The organism is Shewanella sp. SM68, assembly GCF_025653925.1.
GTDB classification, from domain to species: domain Bacteria; phylum Pseudomonadota; class Gammaproteobacteria; order Enterobacterales; family Shewanellaceae; genus Shewanella; species Shewanella oncorhynchi.
In genome coordinates this window covers 360,630-384,330 of record NZ_JAKKRU010000002.1, presented here as the reverse complement: position 1 = coordinate 384,330, position 23,701 = coordinate 360,630, and the positions used below count along the sequence as shown (strand labels likewise).

The 23,701-nt window shown below is 46.1% G+C and carries 22 protein-coding genes, 1 other RNA gene and 1 pseudogene; 12 read left to right on the top strand and 12 right to left on the bottom strand.

Features of this window, described 5'->3' with window-relative positions; translation table 11 throughout:
• Window positions 1-228 precede the first annotated feature (228 nt).
• Complete coding sequence (gene mdh / locus L5M40_RS04770; protein WP_105250210.1) at window positions 229-1,164, top strand: malate dehydrogenase; 936 nt, start codon at window positions 229-231, stop codon at window positions 1,162-1,164.
• Between the two features lie 112 nt (window positions 1,165-1,276).
• On the opposite strand, the gene L5M40_RS04765 is transcribed toward mdh, so the two are convergent.
• Window positions 1,277-1,651, bottom strand: coding sequence for a thiol-disulfide oxidoreductase DCC family protein (locus L5M40_RS04765; protein ID WP_263256307.1), 375 nt, complete (start codon window positions 1,649-1,651; stop codon window positions 1,277-1,279).
• Window positions 1,652-1,904: 253 nt separating this feature from the next.
• Here L5M40_RS04765 and folM point away from each other — a divergent pair, with 253 nt between their 5' ends.
• Entirely contained in the window at window positions 1,905-2,651 is a 747-nt protein-coding gene (gene folM, locus L5M40_RS04760) for a dihydromonapterin reductase (protein WP_263200118.1), read from the top strand.
• A 58-nt stretch (window positions 2,652-2,709) separates the two neighbouring features.
• Here folM and L5M40_RS04755 read toward each other — a convergent pair whose 3' ends face one another.
• From L5M40_RS04755 to L5M40_RS04745, 3 genes are all read right to left on the bottom strand, one after another.
• The gene (locus L5M40_RS04755) at window positions 2,710-3,408 is read right to left on the bottom strand and encodes a 5-formyltetrahydrofolate cyclo-ligase (protein ID WP_263256306.1); all 699 of its coding nucleotides are present in this window, start codon (window positions 3,406-3,408) and stop codon (window positions 2,710-2,712) included.
• 9 nt (window positions 3,409-3,417) lie between these two features.
• A non-coding RNA gene (ssrS, locus tag L5M40_RS04750) (6S RNA) lies at window positions 3,418-3,598 on the bottom strand.
• Window positions 3,599-3,715: 117 nt separating this feature from the next.
• Window positions 3,716-4,018, bottom strand: coding sequence for a cell division protein ZapA (locus tag L5M40_RS04745; protein WP_105250206.1), 303 nt, complete (start codon window positions 4,016-4,018; stop codon window positions 3,716-3,718).
• A gap of 235 nt (window positions 4,019-4,253) precedes the next feature.
• On the opposite strand from L5M40_RS04745, the gene L5M40_RS04740 reads away from it, so the two are divergent.
• From L5M40_RS04740 to gcvP, 6 genes are all read left to right on the top strand, one after another.
• On the top strand, window positions 4,254-4,829 hold the full coding sequence (locus tag L5M40_RS04740) for a UPF0149 family protein (RefSeq protein WP_105252998.1): 576 nt from the start codon (window positions 4,254-4,256) through the stop codon (window positions 4,827-4,829).
• 179 nt (window positions 4,830-5,008) lie between these two features.
• Complete coding sequence (gene ubiH, locus L5M40_RS04735) at window positions 5,009-6,250, top strand: 2-octaprenyl-6-methoxyphenyl hydroxylase (RefSeq protein ID WP_263256304.1); 1,242 nt, start codon at window positions 5,009-5,011, stop codon at window positions 6,248-6,250.
• Window positions 6,251-6,292: 42 nt separating this feature from the next.
• On the top strand, window positions 6,293-7,516 hold the full coding sequence (locus L5M40_RS04730) for an FAD-dependent monooxygenase (protein ID WP_263256303.1): 1,224 nt from the start codon (window positions 6,293-6,295) through the stop codon (window positions 7,514-7,516).
• A gap of 253 nt (window positions 7,517-7,769) precedes the next feature.
• Window positions 7,770-8,864 (top strand): glycine cleavage system aminomethyltransferase GcvT, encoded by a 1,095-nt coding sequence (gcvT, locus tag L5M40_RS04725; protein ID WP_212599688.1) that lies wholly within the window; start codon window positions 7,770-7,772, stop codon window positions 8,862-8,864.
• Between the two features lie 25 nt (window positions 8,865-8,889).
• On the top strand, window positions 8,890-9,279 hold the full coding sequence (gene gcvH, locus L5M40_RS04720; protein ID WP_011845766.1) for a glycine cleavage system protein GcvH: 390 nt from the start codon (window positions 8,890-8,892) through the stop codon (window positions 9,277-9,279).
• A 122-nt stretch (window positions 9,280-9,401) separates the two neighbouring features.
• Window positions 9,402-12,290 (top strand): aminomethyl-transferring glycine dehydrogenase, encoded by a 2,889-nt coding sequence (gene gcvP / locus L5M40_RS04715; RefSeq protein WP_263178181.1) that lies wholly within the window; start codon window positions 9,402-9,404, stop codon window positions 12,288-12,290.
• A gap of 590 nt (window positions 12,291-12,880) precedes the next feature.
• Here the strand turns inward: gcvP and L5M40_RS04710 are convergent.
• From L5M40_RS04710 to L5M40_RS04700, 3 genes are read right to left on the bottom strand one after another with little or no spacing between them, the layout of a single operon-like run.
• Window positions 12,881-14,257 (bottom strand): UvrD-helicase domain-containing protein, encoded by a 1,377-nt coding sequence (locus L5M40_RS04710; RefSeq protein ID WP_263256302.1) that lies wholly within the window; start codon window positions 14,255-14,257, stop codon window positions 12,881-12,883.
• Entirely contained in the window at window positions 14,254-15,951 is a 1,698-nt protein-coding gene (locus L5M40_RS04705) for an ATP-dependent nuclease (RefSeq protein ID WP_263256301.1), read from the bottom strand. The genes L5M40_RS04710 and L5M40_RS04705 overlap by 4 nt, the downstream gene beginning before the upstream one ends.
• A 46-nt stretch (window positions 15,952-15,997) precedes the next feature.
• The gene (locus tag L5M40_RS04700) at window positions 15,998-16,912 is read right to left on the bottom strand and encodes a nuclease-related domain-containing protein (RefSeq protein ID WP_263179547.1); all 915 of its coding nucleotides are present in this window, start codon (window positions 16,910-16,912) and stop codon (window positions 15,998-16,000) included.
• 352 nt (window positions 16,913-17,264) lie between these two features.
• On the opposite strand from L5M40_RS04700, the gene L5M40_RS04695 reads away from it, so the two are divergent.
• A complete protein-coding gene (locus L5M40_RS04695) occupies window positions 17,265-18,080 on the top strand; it encodes a substrate-binding periplasmic protein (RefSeq protein WP_263179548.1) in 816 nt (271 codons plus the stop codon).
• A gap of 61 nt (window positions 18,081-18,141) precedes the next feature.
• On the opposite strand, the pseudogene L5M40_RS04690 reads toward L5M40_RS04695, so the two are convergent.
• Window positions 18,142-18,210 (bottom strand): annotated as a pseudogene (locus L5M40_RS04690) (DUF3297 domain-containing protein); the annotation flags it as partial.
• Between the two features lie 268 nt (window positions 18,211-18,478).
• On the opposite strand from L5M40_RS04690, the gene thrS reads away from it, so the two are divergent.
• On the top strand, window positions 18,479-19,675 hold the full coding sequence (gene thrS / locus L5M40_RS04685) for a threonine--tRNA ligase (RefSeq protein WP_263256300.1): 1,197 nt from the start codon (window positions 18,479-18,481) through the stop codon (window positions 19,673-19,675).
• 189 nt (window positions 19,676-19,864) lie between these two features.
• On the opposite strand, the gene L5M40_RS04680 is transcribed toward thrS, so the two are convergent.
• The 3 genes from L5M40_RS04680 to L5M40_RS04670 form a co-directional block, all read right to left on the bottom strand.
• Window positions 19,865-20,395, bottom strand: a complete 531-nt coding sequence (locus tag L5M40_RS04680; RefSeq protein ID WP_263256298.1) for an SMI1/KNR4 family protein — start codon at window positions 20,393-20,395, stop codon at window positions 19,865-19,867.
• A gap of 386 nt (window positions 20,396-20,781) precedes the next feature.
• Window positions 20,782-21,027, bottom strand: a complete 246-nt coding sequence (locus L5M40_RS04675) for a DUF3297 family protein (RefSeq protein WP_006080205.1) — start codon at window positions 21,025-21,027, stop codon at window positions 20,782-20,784.
• A 151-nt stretch (window positions 21,028-21,178) separates the two neighbouring features.
• A complete protein-coding gene (locus L5M40_RS04670) occupies window positions 21,179-21,802 on the bottom strand; it encodes a short chain dehydrogenase (protein ID WP_263256296.1) in 624 nt (207 codons plus the stop codon).
• Window positions 21,803-21,901: 99 nt separating this feature from the next.
• Between L5M40_RS04670 and L5M40_RS04665 the strand changes: the two genes are divergently transcribed.
• Together L5M40_RS04665 and L5M40_RS04660 are read left to right on the top strand one after the other, a co-directional pair.
• Window positions 21,902-22,789 carry a LysR family transcriptional regulator gene (locus L5M40_RS04665; RefSeq protein WP_212599699.1) on the top strand — a complete coding sequence of 296 codons (888 nt, stop codon included), beginning with the start codon at window positions 21,902-21,904 and terminating at the stop codon, window positions 22,787-22,789.
• 164 nt (window positions 22,790-22,953) lie between these two features.
• Entirely contained in the window at window positions 22,954-23,355 is a 402-nt protein-coding gene (locus L5M40_RS04660; protein WP_263256295.1) for a ribosome recycling factor family protein, read from the top strand.
• A gap of 31 nt (window positions 23,356-23,386) precedes the next feature.
• On the opposite strand, the gene L5M40_RS04655 is transcribed toward L5M40_RS04660, so the two are convergent.
• Window positions 23,387-23,566 carry a DUF6435 family protein gene (locus L5M40_RS04655; RefSeq protein WP_028759324.1) on the bottom strand — a complete coding sequence of 60 codons (180 nt, stop codon included), beginning with the start codon at window positions 23,564-23,566 and terminating at the stop codon, window positions 23,387-23,389.
• Window positions 23,567-23,701 lie beyond the last annotated feature (135 nt).

Genomic DNA, 23,701 nt, shown 5'->3' with positions numbered 1-23,701 from the left:
ATAACCAGATTGGTTGAATAAAAATTCACTAAGTCCCAGTGGCTAAGTGTTTGCTGGGGGCGTAAAAATCCCAATTTGAGTAATTGTTCTACATTGCTTCTACGTTATTCCGGAATTCTTTTGTCCCACGACTAAGGGATAATTGAAATTGTTGTGACATTCCAGTAATGTGACGCCAACGCAAATTAGATCCATGTCACACATATCCGAGAAATAACGGAGATAACTATGAAAGTTGCTGTACTTGGTGCTGCTGGTGGTATCGGCCAGGCTCTTGCCCTACTGTTAAAAACTCAATTGCCTGCGGGTTCACAATTGTCTCTATATGATATCGCACCGGTAACTCCGGGTGTTGCGGTTGACTTGAGCCACATTCCAACTGCTGTTGAAATCAAAGGTTTTGCTGGTGAAGATCCAACGCCTGCCCTAGTGGGTGCTGACGTTGTTCTAATTTCTGCTGGTGTTGCACGTAAGCCTGGTATGGATCGTTCAGATCTGTTCAATATCAATGCCGGTATCGTTCGCAACCTGATCGAAAAAGTAGCGGCAACTTGCCCTACGGCTTTGGTTGGCATTATCACTAACCCAGTTAACACGACTGTGGCTATCGCTGCAGAAGTGATGAAAAAAGCGGGTGTTTATGATAAGAACCGTCTGTTCGGTATCACGACATTAGACGTGATCCGCTCTGAAACCTTCATCGCCGAATTAAAAGGCCTGAACGTTGCTGACGTTAAAGTGAATGTGATCGGCGGCCACAGCGGCGTGACCATTCTGCCATTACTGTCTCAAGTTGAAGGCGCGACTTTCACTGACGAAGAAGTGGCAAGTTTGACGACTCGCATCCAAAACGCGGGTACAGAAGTGGTTGAAGCTAAAGCCGGTGGCGGTAGCGCGACTCTGTCTATGGGTCAAGCGGCTTGCCGTTTCGGTCTGTCTCTGGTTCGTGGTCTGCAAGGCGAAGCTAACATAGTTGAATGCGCCTATGTTGACGGCGGCAGCGAGCATGCTGAATTCTTCGCACAACCTGTGCTGTTAGGCAAAAACGGTATTGAAAAAGTACTGCCTTACGGTGAAGTGAGTGCATTCGAAGCTAACGCTCGTGATTCTATGTTAGATACGCTGAAAGGCGATATCAAACTAGGCGTTGATTTCGTTAAATAATATTTCGGATAATCTTTTTAGATTATGCCGAATTAAAAACGGAGCCATGAGCTCCGTTTTTTTATGCCTGGGTTTTACATTTTACCAAGCGAATTCAGTCGATCAGCGGCGCTCAGTTATCATCGCAGCGGGCTTTGCCCGTCAGTAAATAGGAGATGCGGTATCTGTGTTTTGCGAATCTGAGATAGCACCAATCGGCCACAGTTTTAATCACGGGCAGGCGTAACAGTTGGATCCAGGCGCGCGTCCCTGTCAGTGCCCACGCTTTACAAGTGACATCTAACCCGAGTAACACTTCGCCCGTTGCGGTTTCGCCATGGAGAATCGTATTGGCGTAGTCTTTATTGATATGGCTGAAGCGCTCACTAAAGTCTGGCGCATTTAAATCCTCAAGCGCAATCAAGTTCTTCGGATCGCGCGCTTTCAGTTGACGCATTTCGGCGCTACATAATGGACAATTCCCATCGTAAAAAATCCGCAGTTCCATCGGTATTACCTCTGATGACTTGATCACAATACTTGAAGTGAGTACTCAAGCTTGGTTTTCTTCTACCCTATACGCAGAAGAAAGGGTTTTAGATCGAAGCGATTGTAGAACTGATCAGCCCCTCATTTGGCTTTTTGTTAGGTTAAATTCAAATGAGTGCAGTAACATCTTGGTTATTAATCAGTTTAACTTGATTGCTGATTTTTAAGTGAACAAGGTAAAGCCTGACAAATAACGACTCAAAAGGATAGGTATGACATCTCCCATCATAATTACAGGCGTGGGTAAACGCATAGGTTACGCCTTAGCCAAACATTTTCTCGCCCAAGGTCAGCGCGTGATTGGTACTTATCGCAGCCATTACGCTAGCATTGATGAGCTGAACGCCTTAGGTGCGACTCTGTATCCCTGCGATTTTTATGACGATGCCCAAGTGCAATCCTTAATTGATGAGTTAACTCAACAGCCTCAAGTTCGCACCATTATTCACAATGCCTCGGACTGGCTGCCTGATCCTGTGCTTACAAAGAATGAGTCTTTAAAGAGTACCACTTTTGCGCCGAGCCAAGTGCTGCAGCGCATGATGCAAGTGCATGTGAGCGTACCCTATCAGTTGAACTTGGCCTTAGAGGCGCAGCTACGTGCGGGTGCTGGCGATGAAATCGGCGGCAGTGATGTGATTCATATTACTGACTATGTGGCAGAGAAGGGCAGTCAGAAGCATATTGCCTATGCCGCCAGTAAAGCTGCGCTGCACAATATGACGCTATCCTTTGCCGCCAAGTTTGCGCCCGAGGTCAAAGTGAATTCGATTGCGCCAGCGATGATCCTATTTAATGTGGGTGATGATGCTGCCTATCAGCAAAAAACCTTAGCCAAAGCGCTGTTGCCGAAAGAGGCGGGGAATGAGGAAATTATCGACTTAGTGGAATATCTGCTGAATAGCCGCTACGTCACCGGTCGTTGCCATAATGTCGATGGTGGCCGGCATTTAAGGTAGAGAAGGCTCTAGAACGCCACGGCATGGCTCTAGATTCTAGTTTCTAGATCCTTCTTTTTCAAAATGTCAGTACCCGACTTGGAGTGATGATAAATGGCAAAGGCACATCCCAATACTCGCAGGGTAAACTCGTCACTTGCTGACAGTCGTGGGCGTAACCCATAGGCAAAGGTTTACCTTTAAGCTGCCAGTTTGCCAGCGTCCTATCGTAATAGCCGCCGCCCATGCCCATACGATTTCCCATTAAATCAAAAGCCACTAATGGTGTGATAACAACATCTAACTCTGTCACTGGGATAATGGCGCGCACATCTAATTTAGGTTCTAAGATGCCGAATTGATTGGGTTGCATGGGGGTGTCTGCGGTGTAATGCAGGAATAATAATTGTCCGGCATTGAAGGGATGTAACCTAGGCAGATAGGTGTTTATGCCCATTTGCCACAGCGCAGCGATCAGCGGTGGCGTGGCGAGTTCGCCATCATGGGTGAGATATAATGCCACATGTTGCGCTTTGTTGGCCTGCAATGCATCGAGCATTCGCTGGCAGGCGTTTAAACTTGCTTGGGTTTGTTCTATTTCGGAGAGAGATTTACGGGCGGTGCGAATGGCTTTGCGTAACAGATTGCGGCTTTCTTTTGTATGGAGTGCGATATTTGCCGCATAGTTTGCGACATCTACGGCATCAGCGACTTTTACGGCAAGGTGCGCTGTGTCGCTTTGGGTATTCAAATGAGAAAGTTTGGAAGATGTAGACATAGAATTAAGATGCTCCCCAGAATGCCGCTACCGGTGTAGCCCTTGAACCGTAGGTTCAAGGCGGGTAAATGATTACCTCCTAAGGCTTCTCGGTACAAGCCGAGCATGCACAATGTCAGTAAAGCATTCACCCTGAGATAAAAATTATCGGCACAGGGACATTACCAGTTGGCATGCATCCCAGGGAGCAAAACGGTATTGAATCGCTAAAGCATTGGTTTATTTAAATAAGCCAGTTTAGCCATTCACTGTGCGTCAGTTGGTTTAACTCAATGAGTGTTAAATCACTAAGGTGCACAGTTTAAATCTATTTAGTTGAACGCTCAACTAAGGCACTTTCGAGGGTCGACTGCAGCAAGCTGATCCTGTCGTCCATCTGTTGCATGTAGTGCTTATTTTTTTGCTTTTCTTGGAACAACTCGTGTCCAATATTCAGCGCCGCCATGATCGCAATTTCTTCACGGCTTAGGCTATTGGTTCGGGTTTTTAACGCACTGAGTTGTTGTTCAACTCCCAACGCTACCGTACGTAAGGCATCCTCTTGACCTTTCGGGCAAGCGATAGAGTAGGTGCGCCCAAGTAGGGTAATTTCAACAGCACTGTTACTCATGTCGCGGGTGATCCTTTCGTTAGCCTCTTAGGGCGGACTATATAGGGCTGATCTTAAAAGTGCAAGGTAAGCCGCAAATGGATTGGTCTTTGACGGTTTTGTTTGCTGTTTGTGTGAGCAGTTGGATAGTTTTTTATCAGGGCGTGGCCGATTTCGCCATTATTGGGATTCAGTATTGGTTCAAGTCTTTATCTCTGCTAGCATTGCTGCTGGAAAAATCTTATTGGGATCTGATATGGCAACCCCTCCTTCGTTACGTATCGACAGCTTAAAACTCGCCTTAGATGCGGCTGAAATCGGCCAGCATCCGGTAGAAGTTCACGGTGCTTTAGTCGGTTTAATCTGCGGTGGTGTAGAGCAAACTGGCGACACTTGGATCAAGCCTTTATTCGACCTGATGAACGATGGTCAACCTTTGCCAGCGCAGTTGCACCAATTAGTGTGTGATTTGTTTAACGATTCAGTGACGCGTTTAGTGGATTTTGAATTTGGTTTCATGCCGCTGTTGCCCGAAGAAGAAGAGCCGCTCAGCCAACGTGTTGAAGCCTTGTCCCTGTGGACCCAGAGTTTTTTGACTGGCATGGCGATTATTCAGCCGAAACTGAATCAAGCTTCGGCAGAAGTACGTGAAGTGATCAAAGACTTGGCGGAAATTGCCCAAGTGGAATTTGATGTTGCTGACGATGAAGAATCCGAAGCCGCTTACACTGAATTACTCGAGTTTGTACGTATTGCAGCCATCATGTGTTACTCGGAGTTTGGTCCTGAGCTTCCCCATGGCGAGGCTGACGATACTGCGGTTGTGCATTAATTTACCGCAGTTGTTTAATGTTCAATAAGTTAACACAGTAGTGGCTTCGTTAGATGTCAAAGGTGGGCAAACCTGCCTTTGAGTCCATAGCACTGGTGTTTTTGAGTGCATAGCATTGATGTTTACATCTTTTATGTTTACATGCCTTAGTGTTATGCCAAAGCTTGAATGAGATCCCCATGACGGCCACAAATCACATGGATACTTCAGTTCAACACGTCGACATCGCGATTGTAGGCGGTGCGATGGCGGGGGCGACCCTAGCGTTAGCTCTCGCGCGTCTTTCTTTATCCGCAGCTCGGCCACTTTCTATTGCCTTAATCGAAGCGCACCTTCCCGATAAGCAACATCCCGGATTCGATGCTCGCTCTATTGCTATCGCCCACGGTTCTATTTTCGAATTATCCCGTTTAGGTTTATGGCAAAAGCTCGCCCATTTGGGCACGGCGATTGAAAATATCCATGTGTCGGATCGCGGCCACTTTGGCATGACAGAACTCAATGCGGCGCAGTTTCATTTAGATGCCCTAGGCCAAGTGGTTGAGCTTGAACGGGTTGGCCAAGTGCTGTTTAACGAGTTGAATAAGAGTAGTGTCAAACTCTATTGCCCCGCCAAGCTTGCCCAAGTAGAACCCGCCGTTGAAGGTCACACCTTAGTGCTCGATACGGGCGAGCGAATTCAAGCCAAACTTGTGGTCGCAGCCGATGGTTTGCAATCCAAAGTGCGCAGCAGTTTTAATTTGCCCGTGACCCAGGTGGCCTTTGAGCAAACGGCCATTATTGCCAATATTCAAACTGCCGATTTGCCAACCAATAGGCCTCACAAACATTGGGCCTATGAGCGCTTTACTCAAACGGGTCCCTTAGCGTTATTGCCTATGGCCGATATTCAAGGTCAACCTCGCTTATCTCTCGTGTGGGCGCTCGATGATGCGCGGGCTAAACAGATGCAAGACGCGCCTAAGGCCGAGTTTTTAGCGGCGCTGCAACAGGCCTTTGGTTATCGTGCGGGCACGTTTATCGATGTCAGCGCGCGCCATGCGTATCCGCTTAATTTGTCTTATATGCCAAGGCCAATTCATCACAGATGTGTGTTTATCGGCAATGCGGCGCAGACACTGCATCCGATTGCGGGGCAAGGATTTAACCTAGGGCTGCGGGATGTGGTGAGCTTGCTCGAGGTGATCCAAACGGCGCTCGCGCAGGGTGACGATATCGGCTCCGCCGCTGTGACCCATGCGTACCTTAATGCCCGCGAGCACGACAGAAACAGCACTATCCGAAATATCGAATTTTTAGTCCGTGGCTTTTCAAACCAATATTGGCCGATGGCGCTGGGTCGTAACTTAGGATTACGGCTCTTGTCTTGGTTTCCGCCACTGAAAACCCCCGTTGCTCAAAAGGCAATGGGCTGGAAATAACTCCGCAATTTACTGGTATCGCAACGCGAAAAGGATGTACCCATGTTAAGTTCACAAGCCTATGACATCGCCATTGTGGGTGGCGGCATGGTGGGACTCGCCACCGCGATTGGATTGGCGCAGGCCGATCTGAATGTTGTCGTTATCGATGCGGGCCACACAGAGGCCGTGAGCGGCGAGCCACGTTTACGGGTGAGCGCCATCAATAAGGCGAGCCTGCGCTTGTTAGAAAACTTAGGGGCATGGAGTTATTTAGACACCTCCCGCGCCACGCCTTATCAAAAAATGTCGGTATGGGATAAAGATGGTTTCGGTAAAATTGCCTTTGATGCCAACAGCATCAGCGAAACCAGTCTCGGCGCGATTATAGAAAACGATGCCATTAGCTTTGCCCTCGCCAAACGCGCCAGTGAGTTTGACAATATCACCCATATTCAAAACCAACGCATAGAGCGCATTGCTTTTGGTGAGCGCGAAGCTTGGTTGACCCTTGCCAATGGCGCCGATTCTGAAATAGAAAGTGTCAGTGCTGCACTTGTGATAGCCGCCGATGGCGCCAACTCTTGGGTGCGCGAGCAATGCAAGATCCCGCTGACATTCTGGGATTACGGCCACCACGCAATCGTCGCAACTATTCGTACCGAAATGCCACACCTTGCCACCGCCCGCCAAGTGTTTTTGCAGGACGGCCCGCTAGCATTTTTACCTCTGTATGAAGACAATCTCTGCTCTATCGTCTGGTCGGTGCCGCCTGAGCGCGCCACTGAATTACTGGCGATGGACAAAGTGCAATTCGAGCGCAACTTAACCGCGGCTTTCGACGGACGTTTAGGGATTTGCAAGCTGGAAAGCGAGCGCCACGCTTTTCCATTACGGATGCGCTACGCCCGCCATTTTGCCCGTCACCGCTTAGTGTTAGCAGGTGATGCAGCCCATACTATTCATCCGCTGGCTGGCCAAGGGGTGAACCTCGGCTTTTTAGATGCGGCCAGCATTATCGAAGTGATCAGCGAATTACAGCAAGCGGGTAAAGATATCGGTGATTATGCCCAGCTGCGTGCACTGGAACGTTGGCGTAAAGCCGATGCGATGGAGATGATCGCAGCGATGGAGGGCTTTAAACGCCTATTCGAAGGTTCAAACCCAGTCAAAAAGGCGATTCGCGATCTGGGATTAAATCTCGTTGATAATGTCGCTGGGCTGAAAACAGTGTTCATACAACAGGCCATGGGTAATAAGTCGGCACTGCCTAAGTTGTGCCGTTAGCCTAGGTTGCGCTAATGTGATCAGAATTGCTGACAATATCAGCAATTTGACTGCAAGCTGCGCAAATCTGGCCTTCGCATGTAAAAAAATTACATGTTGAAGATGAGAAAATCTAATGACAATGACTTCGGATTAGAAAAATCTCCTGTATACAAATTTGTGACGCAAGGTATAATTTCGCCGCATTTTAGACCCTAGTATCTACACCCTACACTAGGCAGAGACCTGAAAAAGGCCGCAAAAAGGGATAACAATGGCTAACAAAACTATTCTGTTTAACAAGCACTTAGAATCAAACGCTAAGATGGTCGACTTCCACGGTTGGGATATGCCCCTCAACTATGGTTCACAAATCGAAGAACACAACGCTGTGCGTCAAGACGCGGGTATGTTCGACGTATCCCACATGACTGTGGTTGATGTGATAGGTAGCGACGCTGGTGCATTTCTACGTAAGTTGCTGGCGAACGATGTGGCTAGACTTAAAGTGCCAGGTAAAGCCTTATACAGCGGCATGTTAGATGACAATGCCGGTATCATCGACGACCTCATCACTTATTACCTCACTGACACTAACTACCGCGTGGTAGTGAACTCAGCGACCCGCGAAAAAGATCTCGCTTGGATCGCCAAGCAATCCCAAGGTTTTGATGTCACTGTGACTGAGCGTCCTGAGCTGGCGATGATTGCCGTTCAAGGTCCTAACGCAAAAGCGAAAGCCGCTGCCGTGTTCAGTGCCGAGCAAAACGCCGCCATCGAAGGCATGAAACCTTTCTTCGGTAAGCAAGCAGGCTCACTGTTTATTGCGACTACGGGTTACACAGGCGAAGCGGGCTACGAAATTATCGTCCCAGAAGATGAAGCCCAAGCCTTGTGGCAAGCATTGTTAGATCAAGGGGTTAAACCTTGTGGTCTTGGTGCCCGTGACACGCTGCGTCTCGAAGCTGGTATGAATCTTTACGGCTTAGACATGGACGAAACCATCAACCCATTGGCCGCCAACATGGGCTGGACTATTGCATGGGAACCAAACGACCGTGACTTCATCGGCCGTAAAGCCCTCGAAACACTTCGCGATGCCGGAACCAGCAAACTTGTTGGTCTAGTGATGGAAGAAAAGGGCGTGTTACGCCATGATATGCCAGTATTTTTCACCGACTCAGCCGGTGTAGAGCAACAAGGCGTGATCACCAGCGGGACTTTCTCGCCAACATTGGGCTATTCTATTGCGATGGCACGTGTTCCTAGCTCGATTGGGGATACTGCGGAAGTCGAAATGCGTAAAAAACGTGTGGCTGTTAGAGTAGTGGCGCCAAACTTTGTGCGCAACGGTAAACAAGCATTTTAAAAAAACGGAACAAGGAACAAGAACAATGAGCAATATTCCGACAGAACTGAAATACGCCTCTTCACACGAATGGATCCGCAAGGAAGAAGACGGTAGCTACACAGTAGGTATCACTGAGCACGCCCAAGAGCTGTTAGGTGACATGGTTTTCGTTGAACTCCCAGAAGTTGGCGACACTGTGACTGCGGGTGAAGACTGTGCTGTAGCTGAATCAGTAAAAGCGGCGTCTGACATTTATGCCCCCATTTCTGGCGAAGTGATTGCCGTGAACGAAGCGCTGGAAGATTCGCCAGAACTCGTTAACAGCAGTGCTTACGGCGAAGGCTGGTTCTTCCGCGTAATGCCTTCTGACGAATCAGAAGTCGACGCTCTGCTGGATGCTGAAGGCTACCAAGCTGTTATCGACGAAGAATAATCGTCGACGCTAACGAAGCCCTAAGGGGCTTCGTTTGTTTTAGCGCAAGATTGACATAACAACAGTCCGTTAATCAGTACCCTACAGTTCTGAATTTCGGCAAATCTGGAACAAGGTTTATCATGACCAAGCAAACCCTCACTCAGTTAGAACAGCACGATTTATTCCTACGTCGTCATATCGGCCCAGATAGCAGCCAACAGCAAGCCATGCTGAACTATGTTGGTGCTGAGTCTCTGGACGATCTGACCGCGCAAATTGTGCCTGAGTCGATCCGTTTAAGCCAAGATCTGAGCATTGGTGATTCCTGCGGCGAAGCCGAAGGCATTGCTTACATTCGTGGTTTAGCGAAACAAAACCAAGTATTTAAGAGCTATATCGGCATGGGTTACTACGGCACTCAAGTGCCAAACGTGATCCTGCGTAACGTATTTGAAAACCCAGGTTGGTACACGGCTTATACGCCATATCAGCCAGAAATCGCCCAAGGCCGTTTAGAAGCCATTCTAAATTTCCAACAAGTGTCGATGGACTTAACGGGTTTAGATTTGGCTTCTGCTTCTTTGTTAGATGAAGCAACTGCTGCTGCCGAAGCGATGGCGCTGGCAAAGCGCGTTTCTAAAGCGAAAAAAGCCAATATCTTCTTCGTTGCCGATGATGTGTTCCCGCAAACCTTAGACGTAGTGAAAACCCGCGCTGAGTGTTTTGGTTTTGAAGTGGTGGTTGGCCCTGCATCTGAGGCCGTTAACCATGAGCTGTTTGGTGCTTTGTTCCAATATACTAACCGTTTCGGTCAAATCACTGACTTCACTGAATTATTCGCAACTCTGCGTGCGAAGAATGTGGTTGTGACTGTCGCCGCCGACATTATGTCCTTGGTATTACTGAAATCACCGGGCGCTATGGGTGCCGATGTGGTATTTGGTAGTGCACAGCGTTTTGGCGTGCCAATGGGTTTTGGTGGCCCACACGCGGCCTTCTTCGTTGCCCGTGACGAGCACAAACGTTCTATGCCTGGCCGTATCATTGGTGTGTCAAAAGACGCCCGTGGTAACCGCGCACTGCGTATGGCAATGCAAACTCGTGAGCAACATATCCGCCGCGAAAAAGCCAACTCAAACATTTGTACTGCACAAATTCTGCTAGCGAATATGGCGTCTTTCTACGCCGTATTCCACGGCCCAGATGGCCTGAAAACTATCGCGTCACGCATTCACCGTTTCGCCGACATTTTAGCGGCAGGCTTAAAAGCGAAGGGCGTGAACTTAGTCAACAGCACTTGGTTTGATACAGTTAGCATCAAAGGCTTAGATGTTGCTGCCGTCAATGCACGCGCACTGGCTGCTGAAATGAACCTACGTTTCGATGCCGATGGTATTGTGGGCGTGAGCTTAGACGAAACCACGTTGCGCACAGATATCGAAGCCTTGTTCGATGTGATCTTAGGTGCCGGCCATGGTTTAGATGTTGCCGCGTTAGACGCGCAAATCGTGAGCCAAGGTAGCCAATCGATTCCGGCGGCACTCGTGCGCCAAGATGCGATTTTAAGCCACCCAACCTTCAATCGCTATCAAAGCGAAACCGAGATGATGCGTTATATCAAACGTCTCGAAAGCAAAGATTTAGCACTTAACTACTCGATGATTTCACTGGGCTCTTGCACCATGAAGTTAAACGCAGCGGTTGAAATGCTCCCTGTGAGCTGGCCAGAATTTGCCAACATGCACCCATTCAGCCCACTGGATCAAGCCAAAGGCTTTACTCAGTTGATTGAAGAGTTGTCGACTTGGTTAGTGAACATTACAGGCTACGACGCTGTGTGTATCCAACCTAACTCTGGCGCTCAAGGTGAATACGCTGGCTTGTTAGCCATCAAGAAATACCATGAGTCACGCGGCGATGCGCACAGAAACATCTGTTTGATCCCGCAATCTGCCCACGGTACTAACCCTGCATCGGCGCAATTAGCCGGTATGCAAGTGATAGTTACTGCCTGTGACAAGCAAGGTAACGTCGATTTAGATGATCTGAAGACCAAAGCCGCCGAAGTGGCTGAAAACCTGTCTTGCATCATGATCACTTACCCATCGACCCACGGTGTGTATGAAGAATCTATCCGCGAAATCTGCGACATAGTGCATCAGCACGGCGGTCAAGTGTACTTAGACGGCGCTAACATGAACGCGCAGGTTGGCTTAACGTCTCCTGGCTTTATCGGTGCCGACGTATCACACCTTAACTTGCATAAAACCTTCGCTATTCCACACGGCGGTGGTGGTCCAGGTATGGGCCCAATCGGCGTGAAAGCCCACTTAGCGCCGTTCGTTGCCGGCCACGTTGTGGTTAAACCGGGCCGCGTGAGCGACAACAACGGCGCCGTATCGGCTGCACCTTACGGTAGCGCGGGCATTCTGCCGATCAGTTGGATGTACATTAAGCTGCTTGGTTCAAAGGGCCTGAAAAAGTCGACCCAAACTGCGCTGTTAAACGCTAACTATGTGATGAAGAAGCTGTCTGAACACTACCCAGTATTGTTCCGTGGCCGTAACGATCGCGTCGCGCACGAATGTATTATCGACCTACGCCCACTGAAAGAAGCCTCAGGTGTGACCGAAATGGATATCGCTAAGCGTTTGAATGACTACGGTTTCCACGCACCAACCATGAGCTTCCCTGTTGCGGGAACCCTGATGATTGAGCCGACGGAATCTGAATCTAAGGTGGAACTCGATCGTTTCATCGACGCTATGGTGTCAATCCGCGCCGAAATTGCCAAAGTAGAATCAGGTGAATGGCCAGTGGACAACAACCCGCTGCACAACGCACCGCACACTATGGCCGATATCATGGACCCAGAGTTTGATACGCGTCCATACAGCCGCGAAGTGGCCGTGTTCCCAAGTGCTGCAGTACGCACTAACAAGTTCTGGCCAACTGTCAATCGTATCGATGACGTGTACGGCGACCGCAACCTAATGTGTAGTTGTGCGCCATTATCAGACTACGAATAATAATTGCTGCTTAGGCTAGCTACTGCGGCGTTGAATGAGGCTTTCGCATAGCTCGAAATCGAGAGTTTGACAGGAGTCAACTCCGCGCGAAAGCTTTCAATCCGCCTTGCATTAGCTTCGCCAGCAACGCAATTATGGACATACAAAAGCGAACCCTTAGCGGTTCGCTTTTTTATTGGTTAGTTTTAATTCTGCTGGGATTGAGCTGCTAATTAGCTTTATAAGTCGCTGATAATGCGGTGTTGTTAATTGCCTGCCGCAGGCTCTTGCACTGTTACACCAGTGACACGCCGTGGATACATCCCTGTAGGCTCTACTAAAACATCCTGTTTTAGAAGGTCACTGGTGCAACAATGCCTGTTCTGGTGTAACCATTGAATGAAGAGTTATACCTGTTCTGCTTTTAGCCCTTGACGCTCTTCTAATAGCCCAACAAGTGACGTGCCGCCTATTATCTAAACATGAGCCTTCCTGTAGGCTTTGCTTCAACATCCATGTTTTAGAAGGTCATTAGTGTAACTATCTTAAGTTTACTCTGACCTCATTTATTCCCTAACACTCTTCTGGATGAAAATAGCCCAGATTGATTCTTAATCATGACTGACAAACCCCAATTCACCTATCAAATCCCTAACTGCCACCATGTCTTCTTTAGCGAGTAAATCGTGATCTAATGCCAAAACCAACCTCTTCTTGGCACGAGTAAGAGCTACATAGACTCGTTTCCACTCTTTATTAAAACGATTCGCTTTGCCAATACCATTTTGGGTTAAGTATTTCAGGGTGTTAGAGCTAAGTATGATTACACACGTATCGGCATCCAATCCCTTAATCGAGTCGATACTTTGGACTTTGTATTGAACGTCATTTTTTGTGCATGAATTGCACAGCTCATGTAATTGGGCGAAGTGCTGTTTATTAAGAGTTAATGAATGCCGAGCAATGAGTTTGCTTATGGCTCGCTTATTATCTTCATCGATTGCATCGTCAATAAAGTCAGAAAAGGCGGCTTTAACAAACAAAGTTTTGTCTTTCTTGTGGTTAGACTCACGAATCATTTCCTCGATCTCTCGTGGAAATGCGTGTTTGTGTGTAGACGAAGTTGTATAACGACCATTCTTTTTGTCGATACAAACAAGTTGTTTTGCATCTATGTAATTCGTTAGTAGCTTGTCATATCGTCTATCCACCGATTCTATGTACATGAGTTCACCGACTACTTCTGATAGTGATTCTTGTTGCTGGTCTTCATAACAGAAGCTGTTTGATACAGCTAAGATCTCCGTGGGGACTCGTCTGGTTTGATTGTTGATTGGTAAGATATTTGCGTATTCTTTTGGAGTTACTTTTTTAACGAAAGTATCAAGTGCTTGGGGATACTTGATTGCTTGTTTTGGATCTCCAATCATGTATACGTCAATATCGTTGCTGCCTAGTACCTCGAAAAAGCGTAGAGCATCGTCATCTAAGTCTTGGACTTCGTCGATGAATATCTTGTCAAAGCAACTCTCTAGAATAGCTAATAGTCTGCGGACTTTGGCTTTCTTCGCTCTGTTGCTGTGCTTGCTGGTGGTTTCATCAACAATTTGTTTAGCGATGTTGTAGACGCTCTCGGCATGAATGATGTTTTTATCTTTTAATCGCTTTAAGTGCCAGTTTTTGAATCTAACATTACTCGGTAACATCATTATTGATGCGTCGTTATACATATCTCCGAGAGTGAATGACGAGAATGGGTAGATGATTTCGTTTAACAAGAAGCTATGTACTGTCTGTATGCAGAGATTTGATGGAATAAAGCCATGTTGTTTGACTATCTCTTGTTCTATCTTCGCTGTTGCTGAGTTTGTGTATGTCAGTGCAAATGTCTTTTTGTGAGTAGTACACGCTACGATGTGTTCTATCAAAGTCTTTGCTAAGCCATAAGTTTTCCCAGCACCTGCTCCTGCAATCTGTACTTCTATCATGATACCGCCTCAATGACCTCAGCGATGTGAGTTGGTAACTTGATGTCCAGTGGGTTCTCTTCATCAACCATCGCATCACATACATCAAGCATTCTTGCTGTTTTACCATTGATCATGTGTTCGGACACTGCGGCGAGGTCGCCATCCATTTTGAATAAACCATTTAGCAAAGCTAGGTTGTCTTCTGCTTCTACTAAATCAATTTCTAGTGTGTAATTTGTCGTTGTTCTTACAGTGACATTCGTATGCGCTGTGTCATACGCATCGTGTCTCTTTTTAGCTTCCTCTGAATTGTCATAATCACGGACAACACCAATTTTCTTGTTCTGGTTATCTTTGTTCAAGGCGAGCCATATATCTAAGAAAGTGGCGTAACCACGTTGACCAATTGGAATGATATCAATGTCGTTGAGGACTGGTTGTTTAGACAAATAAGTGCTGATCAGCATTTCTTCAGTTGGGCCTTCTACTAGAATGACTTTATTTGCGAACAGCAGCTTTAGGATGTCGAAATTAGGTCTCTTTCTTAGGTAGTCAACTAGCTTAGTTGGAGTATCAGACAAACTAATTGCTTTCTCGCCAGTAAACGCCAACACATTAGAGATCTTCAGCTTGTTGATGATCGATGGGTTATGGGTAGAAATGATAGTTTGTACAAGCGAGCCACTGTTGCTTGAGCTTTTCTCAATGAAGTCTCTTACTAAACGAAGGTTGTTAACGCTCAAGTGTGCTTCTGGTTCTTCTATACAGCACAAGTTGAATGTATCACCACATGACTTGTAGTAAGCAAACAGGATGAGTATGTAGATAAGATTTCGCTGTCCCAAGCCTTTTTGGTACAGAAATTCATTACCGTATTTCAAAGTGATGTTCGATAAGATGTTCTTCAAGTTAGGCAGGTTAGGAGTGCACTCAAGCTGCTTGATAATACTGTCGTAATTCTCAAAATCGTCATTAGCTCCAATGACTTTGTCGAATGTTTCTGTCTTTTCAATAGCACTAAAGAACTCAGAGTAGGCCATATTGATCTGACCTTTGTCATCATCGTTGAGAGTGTTCATAAGCAGCTTTGTGAAAATGCTATTTGACTTCATTGAATTGCTTTCTGAGAAGTCATCTCGCTCAGCATTGATACTATGGACACTGACATGTTTTAAGTCACTGTATGCGATAGGCTTTTCGTTGTTCACAGATACGACTTGGTAGTCGTATAGCTCAACGGGTAGAGTAAACCAGTTAATCTCATCTAAAGTCTTACCAGCGAGCGATTTCTTCACGACCTCAAGCAGGTCTTTGTCGTCTTTAGGCTTAAATTCATATCTGATTTTGTAAGTTTCTTCATCTCCATCAGTAACAATCCACTTAGCTAGCAGTGCTGTTTCATAGGCATTTTTTGGATCAGCGAACTCTATGGTTACTGATACTTTAGGGATCTTTTTAAGCTGATTATCTTCGGCGTCATCATTGACAACGGACGTTAGAAAATCAATAACGGCATCTTTGTTGATGTCAGAAACACTCAAACGCTTCTGGTTAAAGTCTATTTGGTTGCCGCTTAACGGTAACGAAAGTGCGGTGAAAAAGTTCGTCTTACCAGTATCGTTTTCACCAATAACAACTGTCAGTTGTTGAAGTTTAGCTTCGAAATTGCGGAAACTACGGTAGTTGTGAATCGTTACCTTTCTGATATACATAAGAAATTCCAAATTAATCGGGTCAGAGTAAGCTTATTCAATATCATCATTTCCCCGCTTCGCTTTTGCTTAGGCATCTTTGGGCGACTTGGTAGATGATGGTGTCGACTTGTTGCTGGGTAAGATCTTGGGTTTTCAGTTTTGGGATCGTTCCGACTAATTGTTTGTGGTTGACGATCGGGAACGGTGGTTTTGATTGACTTGTGACATACCAGCCGGGGAATACTAGGGCTGGGGTGGCGGCGACGGGGGAGCCTGTGGCTTTGGTTAACCATTGGCTGACCCACTTGGCCTGACGTTCGGCTTGTTCTATGGGCTTGGTTTCTGTCCACGAGGGGAAGTTTAAGCGCCCGTCTTTGTAAAATACTTGATAGCCTTTTTTACCAGAGCCTGGGCCAGTTCCATTGGTTTGGAGTAGGTCTTTGTTCCGTTTATGGCGGCCTTTGGTTTCAATCGCGAATACGCCATTTTTGCCTACGGCGAGATGGTCGATGTTAAAGCCGTCGGCTTGGACATCGTGAAACACTTGATAACCCAATGCTTGTAAGCCTATGAGCTCATTGGCTGTGGCGATTTCAGCAGTGTGGCCGAGGCGTAATTTGGTGAGCTTGGAAAAGTTTTTCCATGTTTTAAAGCCGCAATAAGCTAATCCCATTAAACCCGTTGTGACAGATATCCACGGAAATTGACCGACTGTGATGTGGGCTTTAAGGCTGCTTACGGCAAACGGCAGGGATACTATCATCGCGCCCATCAGCATGCTGCCGATTAAGTCCATCTGCAGATCTTGTATTTGTTGCTGAAGACCATAAGCGGGAATACGGGTGAGTTGCTCACGATCGACGGGTAGTTTTACGGTTGCATCGCGATATTTCAGCAAACCATACATGACACCCACTATGGCAAACATGCTGGAGAGTATTATCGCTAGGGATAACATACTGTTACTGAAATCGGTCATTTACGTCCCTGAAGTAATGCGAGTCAATAGTTAACCCGATGACATAACCCGCTAATCAAATGTACTTATTATTTTGGAAAGTGGTGGCAGACTTGTCTGCTTAGAGTTTGGGCGCACATTGCTGATTTGCTTCTTCTTCCCTAAATGGCGTGCTCGATGATTGAGTTCGAGTTTGCCCTGCATTTTCCTTAAGTGGTCACACTTTTTACTTTGTGGTCACACTTTAACCCGCTCTATACGGTTTAATCAATGCGCTTTATCACAATTACAGGCTGGGCCTATGTTTTATGCACTTTAGTTTTCGATTTTTTGAGTTATGCTAAATGCAACATATAAATTTGCGGGCATCTCTATGTATTTTAAAAGTATCCTTGTTTCGTTGCCTTCTGTTTACGCAATTCTGTGTGTGCTTGGTTGTGGTTTTTTCTCGGACATCATTGTCGCCGCTGAGGTGCAATCGGCTACTTTTTCTAACGTGTTGCGTGCCGATTTTCGGCATCGTCCTCCTGAGATGGTGCTTGATGAGCGAACTAATACTATGACGAGTCCGTTAAAGGATATTCTTGAGGAAGCGGCGGCTAAGGTCGGTTATCGCGTCGAATGGAGCGCGCGTCCTTTTGCTCGCAGCATTCATGAGTTGCGGGTAGGCACGGTCGACATTGTGCCGCGCACGATACGAGACGAAGAGCGAGAGGCATTTGTAAGGTTTCTTGGTCCTATCGGCACTCAGACTCGCGATATTTTGTTTCTCGTAAAAGCCGGCGAGGAAGGACGGATTAAGTCCTATGAGGATTTGTATCAGGTTACTGTAGGGGTTAAACGGGGCACAGTTTATTTTGAGCGTTTTAATACAGATCCCGCGCTACGTAAAATTGAGTCTACCGATGATGAAAACATGGCTCGCATGTTTATCATGGGGCGTTTCGACACTATGGTGGTGCTCGATCGTGCCGCCATTGAGAATGCCTTCAAGCAGCTCGGTTACGATCGTTTTAGCTATGCCGATTACCGTCAGTCGAATCGGATCGAACATTATTTTGGTATGTCCCGTAACTCTACCCATGCTGCTATTTTCGATGAACTTAATCGGGCGCTGCTTGATATGGCTGCATCGGGCCGTGTAAAACAGATTTACCAGGCCTATGGTTTAGCCGCAGAAGTAGAATAGGCAAACAAAAACGGCCAATATTAATTGGCCGTTTTTATGATCCTGCTCTTTGCGCTAAAGCTTAACGATAAAAGGCTTCAACTGTGCCTTTTACTGTGAGCAAAAGAGGTTGGCCGCGACGGTCCAATAATTCATTATGGATGGCCATTTATTTTGTCTTTATTTTGTCTGTCATTTATTTTTTTATAAACAAAATGCTTGCTGCGATAGGGATGATTTGTTATTACTGGCGCATGAAAAAAATATACGTAAGCGCAATTAACACCACCACTACCACCACGAGAATTCTCGGGGGGTAGTTTTTTGCGTCTTTAAAAAAACCCTCTGAGCGACATCGCCAGAGGGTTTTTTTATACCTTGGTTTTGTATTTCGCTCAGATTTTACTTAGGAGAGAATGATGAAAACACATCGCGAAATTGCAGAACAACTTGACCTATTTCACTCTGAACCACAGGCGCCGGGTATGATTTTTTGGCACCCGAATGGCTGGGCGTTATTCCGAGATATTCAAGAGCACATGAGGCGCGTATATCGTCGCAATGGTTTTGAGGAGGTGAACACGCCTGTTTTTATGAAGAAGGAGTTATGGCAAACGTCTGGGCATATGGACATGTTTGCAGAGAACATGTTTTTCGGTGGCGGAAAGGAAAACATGGATGAATATGTTTTAAAACCTATGTCTTGTCCTGCCCATATTTTGCTGTTTAAGCGCGGGGTACATAGCCATAGAGATTTGCCACTGCGACTATTTGAGTTTGGCTTGGTGCACCGTAATGAATCCTCAGGCTCGTTAAATGGTTGCCTGCGCGCACGCCAGTTCACTCAGGATGATGCCCATGTTTTTTGCTGTTGGTTTCAGGCAGAGGAGGAGATACGTGGTTTTCTCCAGCGTGCAAAGCAGGTTTATGGTGATTACGGCTACCATAATTTAGACGTAAAAATATCGACTAAACCTGAGAAGGCATTAGGCAGCGATGAGCAATGGTGCCGAGCACAAAAGCTATTGGATTCAGCCTGCCAGATTGAGGGCTTTGATGCCGAGTATCAAGCTGGCGAAGGGGCTTTTTATGGTCCCAAAATTGAATTGTCACTGACAGATTCTATGGGAAGACGCTGGCAGTGTGGCACTATCCAGTTTGATTTCAATTTGCCTGAAAGATTCGATGTTCAGTACACAAATGAGCAAGGTGAATTCGAACGGCCAGTGATTATGCACCAAGCTATGTATGGCTCTATCGAGCGTTGGTTGGGGATTCTCTTGGAAGTCTCACAGGGTAACCTGCCGGATTGGTTGCATCCCGTGCCTGTTGCTATCGCTTCAGTGAATGAGTCAAACAGCCAATTTGTCCGTCAGTTAGCCGCACTATGTTTAGCACGAGACATGCGAGTGTTGATTGATATCAGTCAACACTCAGTTGCCCGCAAAATGAAACGTTTTCACAAGCAAAAAGTGCCTTATATCTTAACGGTTGGGGATAAGGAGGAGGCTGAAAATAGGGTTTCAGTTAAGTGCCGCAAAGACGGTGTGATGACACACATCCCTCTTTTTGAATTAGCTGACTACCTCGCGGATAAACTAGAATGCAAGCTATAACGTAAGGAAGACTGTGTTTGTTATCTAAGGCTAGCTAGGGTTCCCACGGCTAGCCTTTACTCATTTTATGATCCCGCTCTTTGCGCTAAAGCTTAACGATAAAAGGCTTCAACTGTGCCTTTTACTGCGAGTAGCAGTGGTTGGCCGTGGCGGTCCATGATTTATTGCGGATGACCATTTATTTTTTGTTTAAATTTTTTCAAAGGTAACATTTTTAGGAGGGAAACTATTAGGTAATGATCCTGATCTTATTTTTCTTAACAATAAACCAGTCAATAGAGAGGTTATATTTTCATCAAAATATTCTACATCTGGCGATCTAGATGCGATTATTGCAGTGCCCCATGTCTCACTGTCTTTTAGATCGGAAACAACCCAAAATATGCAATCACCATTATCCGTTACGCCTATTGGTAAAAGGCCATTAATTTCTGGATAGAGGTTATATTTAAAATACTCTGGGTCTTCATTATTAAGGTAATTGAAATCCTCAATGATTGATTTCTTCTGCTCAAAAAAATCAAGATCACAATTCGTAGTAAATGGATTGAATATCGCTATAAAATCGGCAATTCTTCCTGTGCCATAACGATTAATAAACGCAATGTAATCCCGGGGAAAACTAAGACCTTCATCTATAGAAGGCCAAACGTTACCAATCCCAGATTCATTAGGGATGTTAGGGGGAACTAAAATGCTATTTAATACAGATAGGGTCATGATCTACATTCCACGAGGATTAAGAAGAGTAATGCTTTCAAAGAAACCACCATTACCTTGAGCATTCACTGTTATACCTGCCAGTATTCTGGAAGGACCTTTATATATTGGAGTTACCGAGACATCAACTATTTCTCCTCTCTCTAACGCTTTCTCTCGTGAATCCCCAAATAAACTTAATGATATTCAAATAAGTAGGCATGCATAATGCTATTTGATTTAATCCATTTCGCCAAAAATCGACTAAATAGCTGTTCCGAATAGTAGGTCAGTACACTGGTGCAGTTTCAGCAAGTAGTATTGAGTTAGTATCATTTGCTGCTGGGCAAACAAAAACGGCCAATATTAATTGGCCGTTGTTATGATCCAGCTCTTTGCACTAAAGCTTAACGATAAAACGCTTCAACTGTGCCTTTTACTGTGAGCAAAAGAGGTTGGCCGCGACGGTCTAAGGATTTGCTTGGCACTTTTACCCAACCTTCACTGATGCAATATTCTTCGACATCAAAACGCTCTTTGCCGTTGAGCTTAATACCGATATCGTGCTCGAAAATTTCTGCCACATGGTGCGGGCTGCGTGGGTTAACGGAAAGGCGATCCGGTAAAGCAGGTAATGATGTTGTGTCGGTCATGGTCGTGATCTGTCGTTGTCTATAGTGAAAAAGCGTGCGCTATTGTAGGCAATCCCAGCGCAACGCTCAAGACTTTAACTGTGACTGATTACGCGCCTTGCGTTACAAGGTTAGGTTGTCCTGTTAGGACACCGCTGTTAGGACACTGCTGTTAAGACACTGTGCCGCAGCTGGAAAAGGCTTTCAGCACTCGGCCGTTTTCTCTGCCCATGACTGAGCGCAAATAAACCTTGGCTAATGTGTCGGCATTGATTGCACTAAAACCGGGGAAATAGTCCTGATAGCTCGCTAACGACTCGCTTAATACCGTTGGGCTGACAATGTTTATTCGCTGCTGTGCAGGTAATTCTCCCGCGACGGCGGTAACAAAATGCTCAAGTGCGCCATTGATTGTGGCGGCACTGATGCCATCTTTTACTGGGACATCGGCAATAATTCCACTGGTTAGCGTAAAACTGCCCCCAGCGTTGAGGTATTGGCTACCTATTCGCACTAACTGTATTTGCCCCAATAACTTACTTTGGAGCCCTGTGTACCAGTCTGCTTGGGTCATAGCGTTGAAGGGTTTAAACACGACGTCACCCATGGCCGAAATCATTGCATCGACTTTACCGATTTTTTCTAGCCCTTGATGGAGTGAATGTTCATCCCGAATGTCTATCAGGACATCCCCCGTTGTTCGCCCTACCTGAATAACTTCATGCTGAGTTGAATGAAATAAGCTGACTATGGCTTGTCCGATTGTGCCTGATGCACCTACTACGACTATTTTCATGACATGCTCCTAAATTGAATACGAATTGAGGATAATCTGGTTAATTAAATAGAAAAAGCGCATATAATCACCACATTGTTTCGTTAATAGGCTTAATTGATGAATCTCACTCATCTGCAGTCATTTATGCTGGTTGCCAAAATGCACAGTTTTAGCGCTGCGTCTGAACAACTCGGCGCATCTAAAGGCTTAGTGTCGCGCCATGTTAAATCCCTTGAAGATGAAATGGGTTGTCAATTACTCCACCGAACCACGCGGCGAGTATCAATGACCGAAGCAGGGCAAGCATTATATGGTAAAGCCTGCGAAATCGAGAGGCTGGCCAATGAAGCTGGACGTTTAGTGCAGGATTTAACGCAGGACTCCTGTGGGACTTTAAAATTCACCGCTCCAACGGAACTGGGCAAAAAATTGCTGAGTCCTATGCTGCTTCAGTTTATTGCTTCGTATCCTCAAGTGAAACTCGAACTGTGTTTTGAGCAGAGTATTCAAGATGTTGAGTTCGGTAATTTTGATCTCGCCTTAAGAACAAGCATTGCGCACAGCGATAATCTGATCGCCAGATATCTTGGCAGAATTCGCCATGTCTTAGTGGTTTCGCCCGCGCATCCCGCAGCCGCAGAAGTTCGTCACCCTGATGATTTACGCCATTATCGTCTATTGTCTTCGGGCGAAACTCAGTGGGTGTTTGAACCGCTCACAGGGGACAGTCTCACGCTCACTTTTGAGCCTGCACTGTGCAGTTCAAACTATGCCACTACACATCTTCTTACTTTGAGTGGTACAGGTATCGCTAGCCTGCCTTATTATTTGGTAGAGGAGGATATCGTTCAGCACAAACTCACTTTGCTCGTTCCCCAATGGCAATGCTATCCACATGAGTTGTATATGGTTTATGCCAAGCAGAGCCATTACCCAAAGAAGCTGCGCGATTTACAACATAAGCTACAAACTTGGTGCGAAACTCACTCAAAATATGTGGGTTAATGAGTAAAAGCATAATCGCATCAAATCTTATCCGGCAGAGGGTGGAGCTTTTAGAATAAAGTGAGGCAGAGTACACTGCCGCACATTGAATTTTTGTATTTGAATGTAAAGTCGAGCAGGCTTTTCCCATGCAGGCATAAAAGAGCGGCGATTAACCAAGCGTTATGAACGACGACATTAGTATCTCGCTGCCCTCGCTGATTCATCGAATTGGGCGGGAGGCGGTTAAACAAGCTCAAGCGATTGCAACCCAACATGATTGCGAGCTTAAGCGTGTGCGGCGTTCGAGAAATTGGTGCATTGTTGGCGCGGCGATCAAGATCCAATCCTGCAGTGCTCGTTTACAAGCCGAGCAGCTACTGATGGCCGATGGAGTATTTCGTTATCTTATTCAAAAGCTTGAGTCAGCTTTACTGCAGCATGCGGACAAACTTGAACCATTAGACGCTAAGCTGATTCGGCTTATCACAGACAATCCTGCGATTACCTTAGGTGAGTTGATGCAATTGACTCAATGCACAGTCACAGAGGCCAGATTGGCACGTTTTCAAGCTGACTCTTGGTAGTTTGTCTGCTGAGTGTTTTTGCTTTGAAGGTTTATTTATGGCTTGTTGTTTCTAACACTTTTATTTGATTTTCGATTTGCTCGGCTTCAGCGGTCAGCATTGAGTAGGATCTAATATCGCCTTTTCTCTGGGCATGCATAGCTTGTTCAAGCTTGGCGTTATATTGCTGAGTTAATTTTTTTAAGGGATTTTTCTTAAATATTGAGAACATGGCCATTTCTATTGGATTGGGTATTTGGACTTATATACGTAGGCAATGGGATTTAAGTTTTACTTTTTGAAATTAAAAAATCCCACAATCCTTCAATTCCACTGCCATCGGCCTCAGCAAGGCTGAGACCTTATC